This is a genomic window from Sphingobacterium sp. UBA1498 (genome assembly GCF_002325125.1).
GTDB lineage: Bacteria > Bacteroidota > Bacteroidia > Sphingobacteriales > Sphingobacteriaceae > Sphingobacterium.
Window position 1 is genome coordinate 90278 of record NZ_DCRG01000040.1, and the last position, 14090, is coordinate 104367.

Here is a 14090-nt window from a genome sequence, read left to right on the forward strand (position 1 = left end):
CTCCGCTATTATTTTTTTACAGCAATATTTCAGTTTTAAGCCATCCAGATTTTACCCAATAATTCCTGTAGAAAGGTTTGATCTTTGAGCGGACGGATCTCATAAATCTTTTTAGTATTTTTTCTGATTTGAACCGGTATCTCGCGCACCAAACCATCCCGGGCCACCAAAAAGTTTAATAGTTCTCCCTCTTTGGCATGCTGAACAATGAAATCAATTTCTTTATCTTTAACATCGAGTCTGTTGTTGTTAATTGCAATGAGTTCATCTCTGACATTCAATCCGGCCTCGTATGCACCAGAATCTTTTTCCACGGTCGCTACTGAAATTAACCCGTCTACTTTATTTGTGGTAATCCCTAATGTTAAGGTGCTGTTATTAACATTTGTGTCAATAATTTCATAACCAACTAGATTGAAATAATCGTTATAGTCCAGTTCGCCATCCTGATGCGCCGCGTCGAAAATATCATCCAACGAAGTGCCAGCGATGCGTTCGGCGAGACTTTTAAATTCATTTTCTTCAAATCCGCGATCGAGTTTTAGGAAAAACTCTTCATAAGCCTCCCGAATAACATCATCCAGTTTTAGTTTACCTTCTGTAGCTGCGATAATTTTAATATCCAGCAATGCCGTCAGCATCGCACCTTTATTATAGTAAGATATACCTGAATTTATTGAATTTTCATCCGGTCTATAATATTTAATCCAGGTATCGAAACTTGAGGCAGCTGCAGACTGTATCGCATGCCCGGGACGATTCAATACAATATTAAAATCGTTAGCTAACAAAGAGAGGTATTCTTTTTCGCTATAGAATCCACATCGTTTAATAATGAGGTTATCATAATACGAAGTGAATCCTTCCATAATCCATAGTCCCGTGGTATAGTTTTCGGCATCGTAATTAAACGGTCCTAAAGCTTTTGGACGTAAGCGTTTCACATTCCAAAGATGAAAATACTCATGCGCCACAAGGCTCAGGTAATTTTTGTAACTGGTCTCGTTAAGATAGGCATTTCTTGACGCCCCCAAAACTGTGGAATTGAGATGTTCTAACCCACCACCTCCAGACTGATAATTATGTGTAATAATAACATAACGCTTATTTGGGTTAGAACCCCAAATACGGGTTTCTTCTTCAACAATACGGGTGATATCTTTTGTCAATCGTGCTTTATCATAACTTCCCCCTCCGACCATGGCACACTCATGTTCTACACCTGCAGCCTGGAATTTCCAGATATCCTGATTACCGGCTTCGATGGGACTATCGTACAAGATATCAAAATTTGGCGCATAAAATTTATGCTCCTCAATTTGCTCAAGCCCGGTTGATATGCTCGTCCAAGTATCTTTTAAATCTATGCTGACTGTAGTCGGATGGTCGATCTGGTTATCAATATAGAAGAACGTCGCTGTGGGTACAATAAAAGCATGGTCGCTATCAAAAAAATTAGTGCGTACTGAAGTTTCAAACCCATAGACGGCATAAACTACTTCAATTTGATCCAACGATTCTGTAGGTATTCGCCAGGTGTTTTTAGAAATTTTTTGATAGGTGATTGTATTTCCCGTTTTATCAAGTGATCGGAATCGTTCTACATTTTTAGCGTATTCGCGAATCAAATAGGATCCAGGAGACCATACCGGCATTTTTAGGTCGACATAAGGCTGGTTGAGATTTGTTACGCTCATTTTCACCTCAATGTAATGAGCTTGCACTTCGGGAAATGATACTTCAAAATGTATTTTGGGTATGTTTAAATGGTCACTATCCATGAAAAATAAATTTAGTATGAGCTCACAAAGCTAGAAAGTATCGTATGATTAATCAAACAAAAAATATATTATTGGTTCTTTAATAACTGTAATAGGTATAAAATAGTGCGCTATAGGGAGATATTTAAGTTCTCTCCAATATACTATTTTTCAGTAAGAAATATAATATAAATTGAACAATTATTATTGTTGCTTTCGACTGAAACCCTATTTATGAGGTTTGTTGAAAGACATAAAAAATCTGTTTTTTTATCAGAATTTTTGCTAAGTTTGATACAATAGTTTATTGGGGAAAATAATCAAGAATTTGTATGATCTTAGTTGTTGATAGCGGCTCTTCAAAGTCGGATTGGAAGTTGGAATTGCCAGATAGTGCGCCTATCTCATTCAGTACAAATGGACTTAATCCTTTTTTTGTCAATGAAAAGGAAATTACACGTGTTATTAAGGAAATACCCGAAATTATTCCATACGCTGATGAGGTTACAGAATTGTATTTCTTTGGTGCGGGGTGTATCACCCCTGATCGTAGGGAAATGGTATCGAATGCATTGACCCCCTTATTTGAAAATGCCTATATTTCGGTTGAAAATGATCTTTTTGGAAGTGCGTTAGCGACATGCGGTAATAAAAAAGGTTATGTAGCAACCTTAGGAACTGGGTCGGATCTCAGTTTCTTTGATGGAGAGGAGTTGATGCCTTCACACAATGGAAATGGCTATGTATTGGGTGATGAAGGTTCGGGAGCTTACTTCGGGAAAAATTTAGTCAGACTTTTTCTGTATGGACGTATGCCCAAGGATCTGAATGAAAAATTTGCGAATAAGTATAGAATCAATAAAGAGATTGTTATCAAAAATGTGTATCAAAAGGAGCGCCCAAATGCATTCCTAGCATCTTTTGCACCCTTCATGTCAGATAATATTACCCATCCATTTATCATTGATCTGGTAAAGAGCGGATTTGAGGAATTTGTTCAGGCATCAATTTTGACCTATCCGGATTATAATAAATATGAATGTCACTTTGTGGGGTCTATTGCATATAGTTTTGATCTAATTTTACGGGAAGTCTGTGATACACATCAGATCAAGGTAGGCACCATTTTAAAATCTCCTATTAACGAGCTGTTCGACGCAGTATTGGAAAGAGAGAGTAATTCATTACTAAGTCTTTAAACTAATTAAATATGATTATCGCTACTATTATGGTGTATATGTCAATGTTATTTGGCAATCCCAATTTTTATGATTTTAAGTTTACATCGCTTGACGGTAAGGAAGTCAAAATGTCTGATTTCAAAGGTAAAAAAGTATTGATTGTTAATACTGCATCTAAGTGTGGTTTTACAAAACAATATAAAGACCTCCAAGAATTGCACAAAACTTTTGGTGATAAGCTGGTCATTATAGGATTTCCGGCAAATAATTTCGGACAACAAGAGCCAGGTTCAAATGCGCAAATTCAAGAGTTTTGTGAACAAAATTATGGTGTTGATTTTCTAATGGCAGAGAAAGTAGATGTGAAGGGTGATCAAATTGATCCATTATTTAAGTATCTAACCGCACAGGAAAATCCCGATTTTAAAGGAGAGATTAAGTGGAATTTTGAAAAATTCCTAATCGATGAGCATGGTAAGCTTGTACACCGTTTCCGTTCAGCGACCAATCCACTCGATCCAGCAATTGTAAACTGGGTTAAAAACTAAAAGTAATACAATGAGCTAATAAAAAAANNTTTTTTTATTAGCTCATTGTAATTGATATGTTTATTTTGCCTTTATATAGACGTTGTAAAGCACATTTATACAATCTTTCAGTAAGGGATTGAATTCTTCACTATCGGGAATATTGCAGCCATTTGTGATGACTATAAAACCATATTTCTGCTTTGGGTGAAAGAACATGGCACTATAGAGCCCGTAAGCCGACCCAGTATGTCCGGTTAAAGTAACTCCCGGTACAATTTTGGTGTCATTCATAATAGCCAATCCATAGCCGGATTCTTTATTTACAGGTGTCTGCATAATCCTTGCATACTTTTTTCTGATGATGGTTTTTCCCTGGCTACGCCCATAGTTCATATGCATCATCATATAATTTGCTAAATCTAATGCTGATATTTTCATTCCACCTGTTGGGGAGAGTATGGGCGTACTATATCCCATCTTATACTGGATAAGTTCTTCGTGGCGAGGGTGATAGGCGCTAAGCTCCTCATGTGGTTTTCCTGTCTGATCATATGAATACAACGGGACAAATCTTGTTTTATCCAAAGAGTCGACACAGTATCCACCATAGAGGTTGAGCGGTCTAAGGATATGACGAACAACATAGTTGTCGAAACGATTATTGGTCAGTTTCTCAAGAACGGCCCCGGCCATATTAAAATTGAGATTACAATACTGGTACTGTGAACCAGGGGCATACAGATTATATGATTTTTGCCAATTTGGGTTCTTGACAGGGTTAATAACATCGAGATTAAAATAACCGTTCTTATCGTTGATACTGGAGGTATGGGAAAGAATCATCCGGAGTGTGATTGCTCTGTCTGGATAGTTTGGATTTCTGACAGGGAAACCTATGAGATCACCAATGTCGTCGTCTAGCCTACAACGACCATCTGCCAATAATTGCATAAAGGATGTTGCGGTGAAAGACTTTGAAATAGAAGCGATTCTAAAGATGTCATTTTCTAAGAGTGGAGTTTCTGTTTCCAAATTTTTGTATCCATAATTTTTGTGGTACTCAATCTGATTGTTTTTGACAACGACGACGCTGAGGCCAATCGCTTTATACCGACGCATCACTTCTGTAAGATCCAGATCCACCGATGCGGACTGTGCAGATAAAAATGTTGGAAGCAATTGAGTAATCAAGAAAAGGAGTAAGAGAAGATGCTTTCTCATGAATTGATTTGTTGAGATTTTAGTAATCGTATAAATGTAAGGAAATCCTATCTAATTAACTGCAATAATCATTGATTCAATGCTGTGAAAACCTTATCCATAGGTAGCGGATAAACAACATGGCGATTGATGCAACTGATTATTCAGCAGAGATACTGATGTAAATAATCAGTCCAACAATTCTTTAGGAGGCGTTGAATTTGCGGTATTCTTTTTGGATACAATCCATAAATTCGCCTAAAGCGCTGTTTTTACTTTTTTTATTGGAGACAAGTATAATTTCTGTTTTGCTATCTATGTCTTCAATTTCCATGGTTTTTAGTTTTAAATGTGGATACTGTTTGATAGTGGAAGCGGGGACTATTGCTAATCCCAGCCCTTGTGAAACCAATTCGAGAATAGAAGACATCGAGTTGCTCTGATGTACAATCTTAGGTTCGAACCCCATGCGATTACACGTGTTAATAACATGGCGATGGTATTCGGACGCATATTTTTGATTAAAAGAAATAAAACTTTCATTAAAGAAATTAATATCACTAAACGCTATATGTGTCGGGCCTACAATGACCATGGGGTCTTCGAAAAGAGGAGTGGTCAATAATTCGCTCGAATAAATTGGAGAACGCATTATACCTAGATCCAGTTTACCGTTTTCTAGTGCCAATTTCTGTTTGTGTGTCGAGGTTTCAAAAAGACTCACTCTTAAGTATGGAAATTTCTGTTGAATGTGTTTCAATACTGTGGCGAGCATTTTCTTAGGCGTTGAACTAACGTAACCCAATTTGAATTCTCCAGAAATATTGTTGTGGATCTGCTTCGTGATTGTTTTGCTGTGTTCTAAATTCTGAAGGATTTCCAAAACCTCCTCCAAAAAGTATTTACCCGCTTCTGTTAGTTCGACGCGTTTGTTGGTTCTGAAAAAAAGGATGACACCCAACTCGTCTTCAAGGTCTTTAATCTGCCGACTTAACGGCGGCTGGGACATAAATAGACGTTCTGCTGCTCGGCCAAAATGAAGCTCCTCGGCTACTGTTTTAAAATAAATAAGATGTCGTATTTCCATCGATACTTTTTTGGTATGAATTCTTGACAAAATAAATATTTTTAATGAATTCCAGTTAGTCTTACATTTAAATTATTAAAAAATAACGGGTGGGCCACAATACAATCAGTCTGCATATGGTCATGCCGTATGAGACTCGTCCGAATTAAAAAAAAAATAATTTACAGATGAATAAAGCAACTTTACAGGAAATTGAAGCACGGTTTGACAATGATGTAGAACGTTTTTCAAATTTAGAAACAGGCCAGGCCACCACACTTGATGCGGTTTGGAACATGGAGCTAATTACAGATGCCATTGCAAGTGTTTATTCAAATGCAAAAAATATATTGGATATTGGATGTGGCGCTGGAAATTACGATGTTAAGTTATTGCAAAAACTGAAATCTAATCCAAATTTTAGTCTTGTAGACTTAAGTCAACCCATGTTAAATAGAGCACAAGAGCGTGTAAGTGCTCTGACAAAAGGAGAAATTCAGTTGATAAAGGGAGACTTTAGGGAAGTTTCCTTGGAAGAGGAAAAATTCGATGTCATTATTGCTACTTCGGTTTTACATCACTTACGGGATGACGAGGATTGGTTAAGCACTTTTAAAAAGTTATTCCGTCTGCTAAAATCAGGTGGAAGTGTATGGATTTTTGATTTGATAGAACAGAATAATGTTCATCTTCAAAAGCTAATTTATAAGGAGAAATATGGCGCATACTTAACTAAATTGAAGGATGAGGAATATCGCGATCATGTTTTTGGCTATATTGAACATGAGGATACGCCTAGATCTCTAGTTTACCAGCTCAATTTATTGACCGATGTTGGTTTTAACAATGTGGATGTTTTGCACAAGAATTTATGTTTCGCCTCGTATGTAGCCTTTAAATAACGGGCTGGAGCAATAGAGTTAAATAAATAAGGCGATACGGGGAGTATCGCCATAAAATCACACTAACTATTAAAAAACCTATAGGACTAGGATTTTACATATTCAATAAACCAATTTCCGTCTTATCCCACGCTCTTCCAACATTATTCCCAGTCACATGTGAGATGTTAAATAAATAATAAAATGTAATTATTGAGGTCAATACTTTAAAAAAAAACAAGCATTTCCATTGGTTTACGTAAAGATATATCTTTATTTTTTAAATACAAATAAAAATCATGAAAATTGAAAAATTATTATTATCTAATCGTTTTCAAGAATTCCTTCCAAGCGATTTGATCTGTTTTGAAAGTTAGATCATCAATGAGTACCGATTCGATTGGCAACCATCGAAACGATTGAAGTTTATTGTCTTCCGGTTTTTGATCTGGATCAAAATCGAAAGCTCTGTTCGTAGTTCTGATTTGAATTGGTGAAGTGTTCTTGACCTGATAGTAAATGGATATTATTTGACTATCATTAAAGCTTGATTTCTCATAAAAGTCAGTGGTATAAATGTGCTTAACGACAGCAACTTCAAAATTACACTCTTCCTGATACTCCCGGATCAAGGCATTCAATAAACCTTCTCCATATTCTAAGCCCCCGCCGGGGAATTTGGTAAATGAAACATTTTCCGTCCTTTCGTCACTGATCAACACCTCCTGTTTTTCATTGATCAATATTCCGTACACTCTTACGTTAAATGGAAACATGAGTTAATTATGTTTGTATATATTTAAGTCTTTTTTATTTATAGTGGCATAAAGCCGTTGTCAATAGCAAGTTCGTCCAATCCAATATAAGAATAATGTCTAGGAAGGAACCAGCCTATCGCTTCCATAATGTTCGTAAACTCTTTTTCTGTGCTGAATTGGTTGGCAACGATATTGAATGCTAAATCTTGTGTAGCATTTTCTTCATCTTTATAATTGCGTGCAAGCAGCATAATTTTAGCATTCTTTACCCCATAGTAATCCAAAAATTCACGCAGTTGTGTACGTACTGTTTGCGGAAGAATAGTTTCAGCTGGCTGCCCAACTAATATTTCTTCATCTTCGCCAATAATTGTTGGTGTATTTTTCTTCGAAAAAATACTCTCATCCGTGTAAAATTCCTCATTCAGAAAGAAGTTGACCAAATCGCCATAGGTGAACACCCAATCTGGATTTTCATGCTGTGTATTAATTGCAATACCAAATCCCCTTGGTAACACAAAATCTTTCAGTCGATTTTTGATGACGAATGCTTGAAAGTTCTGATCTTTTGGAGCGCTTTCAAGTTGGAAATAAGGAAATCCGTCCGGACCAACAACTACTTCTGTCTCGGCTAATTTTAAGGTACATTCAGCAATATTTGTTAAAAATGCATCCCGCCATTCCTCATCCCGATCTTCAAAAGGAATCTCCATCAGACTATTCACGATGATTGTTTTTTCCAGGTCTCCTAGACGGTTATCATCGCCGTTATTACTATCATCAAATAAATGTATTGTATTCATCTCGAATTGTGATTTTATGATTTGCAGGTAAAAGTAAAAGAATATTTATTAATTAACGACGTTTTCTCGATTTTGAAGAGCCTTTCCGAGGATTGGTTTGACTACTGGAAAGCATTTTCTCCCAGCTTAGCAAGTAAGGGTGCTGATCGTCAATTCTAATTTGCCGTTTTAAGGCGAGTTGCAATTTGATCCATTTTTCGTTGTCTTCCGCGTCGCAAAATGTAAAGGCTTTTCCATCAGCCTCAGAACGACCAGTCCGGCCGATCCGATGGGTATATAGCTCTGGCGAATCTGGAACTTCGTAGTTGATGATTGCCTCCAGATCCGGAAAATCTACTCCACGTGCCAACAGGTCTGTTGCAATTAAAATACGTTCTTCTTTTCGTCTAAACTGAGCAATGATCTCTTCTCGTTTTTGCTGCGACTTATCGCCATACAAAGCCAAACAAGAAACACCACTTCGGTTTAATGCTTTTTCAATCCGTTCGACTCCTTGCACTGTTCGCGTGAAAACGATGGCCTGCCGTGAAATCCTGTTTTCAAGCAGATGGCCCAATAGGCTCTTTTTATCATTCTTGTCGACATACATTACAGATTCCACTATCCGGCCCTTTTTTAAGGCTCTATCAATAATGATCTCGACAGGGTTGTTTAACTTTTTTCGAACAATTTTTTCGATTTCGGCGGTTTTTGTGGCCGAACTAAAAATAGATTGTCTCTCAGCGGGTAATTTATTGATGATTTTGTTGATATCCGCCGCAAAGCCGAGATCAAGCAATTGATCGAATTCATCGACCACCAAGGTATCTATCGTCTTCAAATCAATACTCCCCCGATCCAGAAAATCCAGCAAACGACCCGGAGTGGCAAGGATCATATGCGCGTTCGGATAAACCTCCAATTGACTTTCATAAGTTCCACCGCCATAGAAGCTGGCGATGATCAAATCCATACCTTCGATAAGATTCGTTATGCGCTGTTGGGTTTGAATACAAAGTTCCCGGGTCGGGAGCAGTACAAGTACCGATAGACGGTCAGCGGTAATTTTAGTTCGTAAACGCTGAATAATTGGAATCGCGTAAGCCTCAGTTTTCCCCGTTCCGGTCGGTGCAATCGCTAAACAATCCCTGCCCTCTAAAATGGCAGGGATAGCTCTTTCTTGAACAGGTGTAAGCGAAGAAAGCTTTCGTTTTTCAAGATTAGCGCTAAGGGATTTATCGAGTTTTAGTATTGAAAAATTCAAAATAATGAATATAAAATCCAAAAATAGAAATTAAAAAGGACAAAGCTGGTTTTACGTCGTTATAGGTATAAAAAAGTCTATGTAAATTAGGATTTTTTATCAAAAAGTACTAATTTGATAAATTAGAATATTCTATTTCAAATGAGGACTGTCGATTGTCAATTTATTTGACAAACACCAATTATATAGAATAATATTTTTGTTAAATTTGTTGAAACAAAAAAGAATATGTTTGATACTGCATTTGACCAAAACAATGAATCTATTTCCACTTTGAGCTTTGATGAGTTCAAGAAGATTATTGTGAATGATTATCGAACTGCCTTGGAAAGTCGTTACGTGAGTTTATTGGGACGTAAAGAAGTACTTACAGGTAAGGCTAAGTTTGGTATTTTTGGCGATGGAAAAGAATTGGCACAAATCGCGATGGCCAAAGTTTTCAGAAACGGAGATTGGCGATCGGGATATTACCGTGACCAAACATTTATATTTGCTTCAGGCATCAGTAATGTCTACCATTTTTTCTCTCAACTGTATGCCCATCCCGATGTAGAGGCAGATCCTTCTTCTGCAGGAAGACAAATGAATTGCCATTTTTCGACACGCGTTGTGGATGATCAGGGAAACTGGTTGAATCAAATGGCTCAAAAAAATTCGTTTTCAGATATTTCGACAACAGGAGGGCAGATGGCAAGGCTGCTAGGCTTGGGCTTGGCTTCCAAACTGTATAAGCAGAATAGAAATTTAGATTACCTATCTTATTTTTCAAATAAAGGAAGCGAAGTTGCCTTTTGTTCTATCGGCAATGCTGCTACTTCTGAAGGTGTATTTTTTGAAGTCATTAACGCAGTAGGGGTTCACCAGATTCCGACCGTGATTTCCATTTGGGATGACGGATATGGCATATCTGTACCGAACGAAATTCAAACAACGAAAGGAGATATTTCAGAAGTGCTTCAAGGATTTCAGAAGGAAGAATTGACCAACGGGATTGAAATATTCAAAGTGAGAGGATGGGATTATGCAGGATTATGTGAAACTTATGAACAGGCTGCCCATATTGCCCGTGAGAAACATATTCCTTGTTTGATCCACGTGACCGAACTGACACAGCCCCAAGGGCATTCTTCTTCAGGTTCACATGAGCGTTATAAATCTCAGGAAAGATTACAATGGGAGACTGACTTCGATTGCATCGCAAAAATGAAAGAGTGGATAATAAGTTCGGGAATCGCCACCTTAGAAGAGCTGGAGCAACTGGATCAACAGGCTAAAGATCATGTTCGTCAAGAACAAAAGCGAGCTTGGACCGATTATATCAAAACGTTGAGCATAGAGGCAAAGGAAGCCATAGATTTACTTCAGGGTATTCCGAACGAACGCGCCGATTTTGCTTCCAAAAAATTGCAATCGATGGTTGAACCTTCTTTAAAAGAGGTGTACGGTCAGGTTCGCAAGGTGCTGCATGAGCTGAAAGGACAGCATAGTGAAGAACGTCAGCAATTATTAAGTTGGTACAAAGAAAAGCATGCGGTTAATGAGAAACGTTATAACTCGAAGTTGTTTACAGCTGGTGTCGATTCTCCTGCCCATGTAAAGATTGTTCCTGCTTTGTACAGTGAAGAGGCTAAAGTTGTCGACGGCCGTGAAGTCCTGAATTTATGCTTTGAGGAGAACTTTAGACGTGACGAAAGGCTGTTGGCTTTCGGAGAAGATGTGGGTAAAATTGGAGATGTGAATCAGGGTTTTGCGGGATTACAGGAGAAACTTGGTGTACATCGTGTATTTGATACCGGTATTCGGGAGAATTCAATTATAGGTAAAGGGCTTGGTTTGGCGATCCGCGGCTTCCGTCCGATAGCCGAAATCCAATATTTAGACTACCTAATTTACGGCATTACAGTAGCAAGTGACGATTTGGCAACTTTAAGTTACCGTACCTTTGCTGGACAGAAAGCACCCGTAATTATTCGTACGCGCGGCCATCGATTAGAAGGTATATGGCACTCCGGATCGCCGATGTCGGTAATTTTAGGCGCCCTGAGAGGTTTACATGTATGCGTGCCGCGTAATATGACCCAGGCAGCAGGTATGTATAATACCTTGTTTCGCTCAGATGAGCCAGCTATTGTCATTGAATGTCTGAATGGTTATCGTCTGAAGGAACGCTTACCAGAAAACGTCGGTGAATTTACAGTGCCAATCGGTTATGCGGAATGCGTGAAAGAGGGGGAGGATATTACTGTGGTATCCTATGGCTCAACTTTACGTGTCGTTGAGGAAGCGGCCGTTGAATTGGAACGCTTGGGAATATTTATTGAAATAATTGATGCACAAACATTACAACCTTTTGACAAAGGAAAACTTTGTGCGGAATCTTTGAAAAAAACAAATAAACTGTTAATTGTGGATGAGGATGTCCCTGGTGGCGCTTCTGCTTTTATCTTACAAGAGATATTAGAGAAGCAAAATGGCTACTATTTGTTGGATAGTCAACCACGAACACTAACTGCAAAGGCACATCGCCCGCCATATGGTTCAGATGGAGACTATTTCTCCAAGCCATCCTCCGACGATGTTGTTGAGACAGTTTATGCGATTATGCATGAAGCTAATCCAGAAAAATACCCATCTATGTTTTAATAGATGGGTATTTTTCTGAATGACCAATGCCAATATGCTAAGCGTTGGATTGATTTCTTAGCTGAATATACTTGCAGCACCGATCATTGCCGCTTTTTCGCCGAGTATGGCCGTGTAAATTTGGAATCTTTCAAATTCTTTTCGATCCGCGATGAAAATAGGCAGTGCTTTTGCAATATTGCCACCTACAATAAATAGTTCAGATGAATGTTTGTCCGAGAAAAACTGCATAAAATCAAATAGATGTTTAGCATATTCATCTTTGATGATTTGAAACTCCGCAGTTTCCCTATAATGATCTAAAATTTCTTTCAGTCCTGTCACATCCTTACCTGCTATTTCTTTGAAACGTTTTACGAACCATCGCGTAACCAGGAACTCCTCAAAGATACAATCTTCATAAGGGCTATTCCATAAGGCCGCATCAAAAGCCTTCTCGCCTTTATTCCAAACCGCAGACCCAAGCCCAGTGCCCAATGTAATTCCTAGTATCCGCTTATTCGTTTGCAGTTGTTGTACGAATATTTCGCCTTGTAAGAAAGCAGCTGCATCATTGATAAAGTGAATAGACATAGGAGAAAGTCCCAGTTCCTTAGCTAACAGAGTTTTGATATCTTGGTTGTAAAGATGGTCATATTTGCTTTGTCCTTGTATCTTGGATATTCCATTTTCGTAGTCAAATGGTCCTGGCATGGCAATTCCGATGAACTGAATAGGAGCAGGAGAGGTGGCTATGATATCACTAATAGCTGACGCCCAGGTTTGTAAAATCGTTTTAGCATCTCCTTGAGAAAAAACGTGGTTTCTGGCCACGTTTTCTAGGTATATATTCCATTGTTTTGTGTCAATGATACAGGCAGAAATATGTGTGCCTCCAATATCAACACCTACGACATAATTATCTTGCAGCATGTTTGTAACTTTGATTTTTAAGTAGATGATCCGCGATTACAAGTGCTGCCATGGCTTCCACAATAATTACTGCTCTCGAAACAACGCAAGGGTCATGTCTTCCCTTGCCACTAGCAATAGCAGGGTTGCCATGGACATCTACCGTCTCTTGATCTCTCATGATAGTGGCAACAGGCTTAAATGCTACTTTGAACGTAATATCCATACCATTTGAAATCCCGCCCTGAATACCTCCAGAGAAGTTGGTATGCGTGTGCACTCGAGTTAAATCATGGTCATCTGCTACAAATATATCATTATGTTCGGAACCTCGCAACTCTGATCCAGCAAAACCTGAACCATATTCAAAACCATGTACAGCATTGATGCTCATCATTGCCTTGGCCAGATCCGCATGTAGTTTATCAAAGACGGGTTCGCCTAAGCCTACGGGGACATGTCTGATGACAGCCGATATACGTCCACCAACAGTATCACCAGCTTTTCTGATAGAATCGATAAATTCAACCATTTCATTTGCTGTTGCTGGATCCGCGCAACGTGCGATGTTGGATTCCCGTAAATCAAGAAGGCTCTTTAGATCTTTTGTATCCACATTTTGTGCTTCAATAGTACCAACTCCAGAAACGTGGGCAAAGATTTCTATACCAAATTGTTTTAGAAAGCTCTTCGCAACAGCACCAGCAGCAACACGAGCAGCAGTCTCCCTTGCAGAAGAACGCCCTCCACCGCGATAGTCACGGATGCCATATTTCATCTGATAGGTGAAATCAGCATGAGAAGGTCTGAAAATATCTTTGATATGTGTGTAATCTTTCGAACGCTGATCTTCATTTGGAATGACAATCGCAATAGGTGTACCTGTTGATTTTCCTTCGAATACACCGGATAATATTTGCGCTGTATCACTCTCTTTCCTTTGCGTCGTGATTTTGGATTGACCTGGTTTTCGTTTGTCGAGCTCGGATTGGATAAAATCCTCGTCTATTATTATATTTGAAGGGCAACCATCAATAATTACACCGATAGCTTTGCCATGTGATTCGCCAAAAGTGCTTATTCTGAATAAGTCGCCAAATGAATTTCCTGCCATAAAAATTAAATTTCAATAAA

At 38.4% G+C, this 14090-nt stretch carries 12 protein-coding genes; 4 read left to right on the plus strand and 8 right to left on the minus strand.

Annotated features, from left to right (window positions below):
• Positions 1 to 35: 35 nt before the first annotated feature.
• Positions 36 to 1781 carry a M61 family metallopeptidase gene (locus tag B3139_RS21205; RefSeq protein ID WP_293885650.1) on the minus strand — a complete coding sequence of 582 codons (1746 nt, stop codon included), beginning with the start codon at positions 1779 to 1781 and terminating at the stop codon, positions 36 to 38.
• A 311-nt stretch (positions 1782 to 2092) separates the two neighbouring features.
• Between B3139_RS21205 and B3139_RS21210 the strand changes: the two genes are divergently transcribed.
• Together B3139_RS21210 and B3139_RS21215 are read left to right on the plus strand one after the other, a co-directional pair.
• Positions 2093 to 2959: an N-acetylglucosamine kinase gene (locus B3139_RS21210; protein ID WP_209578814.1), complete on the plus strand. Its 867-nt coding sequence runs from the start codon at positions 2093 to 2095 to the stop codon at positions 2957 to 2959.
• Between the two features lie 11 nt (positions 2960 to 2970).
• Entirely contained in the window at positions 2971 to 3489 is a 519-nt protein-coding gene (locus tag B3139_RS21215; RefSeq protein ID WP_209578813.1) for a glutathione peroxidase, read from the plus strand.
• 60 nt (positions 3490 to 3549) lie between these two features.
• On the opposite strand, the gene B3139_RS21220 is transcribed toward B3139_RS21215, so the two are convergent.
• Both B3139_RS21220 and B3139_RS21225 read right to left on the minus strand, forming a co-directional pair.
• Positions 3550 to 4692, minus strand: a complete 1143-nt coding sequence (locus tag B3139_RS21220) for a serine hydrolase domain-containing protein (protein ID WP_293885653.1) — start codon at positions 4690 to 4692, stop codon at positions 3550 to 3552.
• A 184-nt stretch (positions 4693 to 4876) separates the two neighbouring features.
• A complete protein-coding gene (locus B3139_RS21225) occupies positions 4877 to 5788 on the minus strand; it encodes a LysR family transcriptional regulator (protein ID WP_293885655.1) in 912 nt (303 codons plus the stop codon).
• 137 nt (positions 5789 to 5925) lie between these two features.
• Here B3139_RS21225 and B3139_RS21230 point away from each other — a divergent pair, with 137 nt between their 5' ends.
• Positions 5926 to 6639: a class I SAM-dependent methyltransferase gene (locus B3139_RS21230; RefSeq protein WP_209578811.1), complete on the plus strand. Its 714-nt coding sequence runs from the start codon at positions 5926 to 5928 to the stop codon at positions 6637 to 6639.
• A 299-nt stretch (positions 6640 to 6938) separates the two neighbouring features.
• Here B3139_RS21230 and B3139_RS21235 read toward each other — a convergent pair whose 3' ends face one another.
• The 3 genes from B3139_RS21235 to B3139_RS21245 are packed head-to-tail and all read right to left on the minus strand — an operon-like array spanning position 6939 to position 9422.
• Positions 6939 to 7394: an NUDIX domain-containing protein gene (locus B3139_RS21235; RefSeq protein WP_209578810.1), complete on the minus strand. Its 456-nt coding sequence runs from the start codon at positions 7392 to 7394 to the stop codon at positions 6939 to 6941.
• Between the two features lie 38 nt (positions 7395 to 7432).
• Complete coding sequence (locus B3139_RS21240; RefSeq protein WP_209578809.1) at positions 7433 to 8179, minus strand: hypothetical protein; 747 nt, start codon at positions 8177 to 8179, stop codon at positions 7433 to 7435.
• A gap of 52 nt (positions 8180 to 8231) precedes the next feature.
• A complete protein-coding gene (locus tag B3139_RS21245) occupies positions 8232 to 9422 on the minus strand; it encodes a DEAD/DEAH box helicase (protein ID WP_209578808.1) in 1191 nt (396 codons plus the stop codon).
• Positions 9423 to 9650: 228 nt separating this feature from the next.
• Here B3139_RS21245 and B3139_RS21250 point away from each other — a divergent pair, with 228 nt between their 5' ends.
• Positions 9651 to 12065: an alpha-ketoacid dehydrogenase subunit alpha/beta gene (locus tag B3139_RS21250; RefSeq protein WP_209578807.1), complete on the plus strand. Its 2415-nt coding sequence runs from the start codon at positions 9651 to 9653 to the stop codon at positions 12063 to 12065.
• Between the two features lie 57 nt (positions 12066 to 12122).
• On the opposite strand, the gene B3139_RS21255 is transcribed toward B3139_RS21250, so the two are convergent.
• Both B3139_RS21255 and aroC read right to left on the minus strand, forming a co-directional pair.
• A complete protein-coding gene (locus B3139_RS21255; RefSeq protein ID WP_209578806.1) occupies positions 12123 to 12977 on the minus strand; it encodes an ROK family protein in 855 nt (284 codons plus the stop codon).
• Positions 12964 to 14070, minus strand: a complete 1107-nt coding sequence (aroC, locus tag B3139_RS21260; protein WP_209578805.1) for a chorismate synthase — start codon at positions 14068 to 14070, stop codon at positions 12964 to 12966. Before aroC ends, B3139_RS21255 begins: the two co-directional genes overlap by 14 nt.
• Between the last annotated feature and the right edge of the window lie 20 nt (positions 14071 to 14090).

Excerpts from the sequence above, each read along its gene's own strand:
- B3139_RS21205 (WP_293885650.1), bottom strand. The coding sequence starts at position 1,781 with ATGGATAGTGACCATTTAAACATACCCAAAATACATTTTGAAGTATCA.
- B3139_RS21210 (WP_209578814.1), top strand. The coding sequence starts at position 2,093 with ATGATCTTAGTTGTTGATAGCGGCTCTTCAAAGTCGGATTGGAAGTTG.
- B3139_RS21215 (WP_209578813.1), top strand. The coding sequence starts at position 2,971 with ATGATTATCGCTACTATTATGGTGTATATGTCAATGTTATTTGGCAAT.
- B3139_RS21220 (WP_293885653.1), bottom strand. The coding sequence starts at position 4,692 with ATGAGAAAGCATCTTCTCTTACTCCTTTTCTTGATTACTCAATTGCTT.
- B3139_RS21230 (WP_209578811.1), top strand. The coding sequence starts at position 5,926 with ATGAATAAAGCAACTTTACAGGAAATTGAAGCACGGTTTGACAATGAT.
- B3139_RS21235 (WP_209578810.1), bottom strand. The coding sequence starts at position 7,394 with ATGTTTCCATTTAACGTAAGAGTGTACGGAATATTGATCAATGAAAAA.
- B3139_RS21240 (WP_209578809.1), bottom strand. The coding sequence starts at position 8,179 with ATGAATACAATACATTTATTTGATGATAGTAATAACGGCGATGATAAC.
- B3139_RS21250 (WP_209578807.1), top strand. The coding sequence starts at position 9,651 with ATGTTTGATACTGCATTTGACCAAAACAATGAATCTATTTCCACTTTG.
- B3139_RS21255 (WP_209578806.1), bottom strand. The coding sequence starts at position 12,977 with ATGCTGCAAGATAATTATGTCGTAGGTGTTGATATTGGAGGCACACAT.
- aroC (WP_209578805.1), bottom strand. The coding sequence starts at position 14,070 with ATGGCAGGAAATTCATTTGGCGACTTATTCAGAATAAGCACTTTTGGC.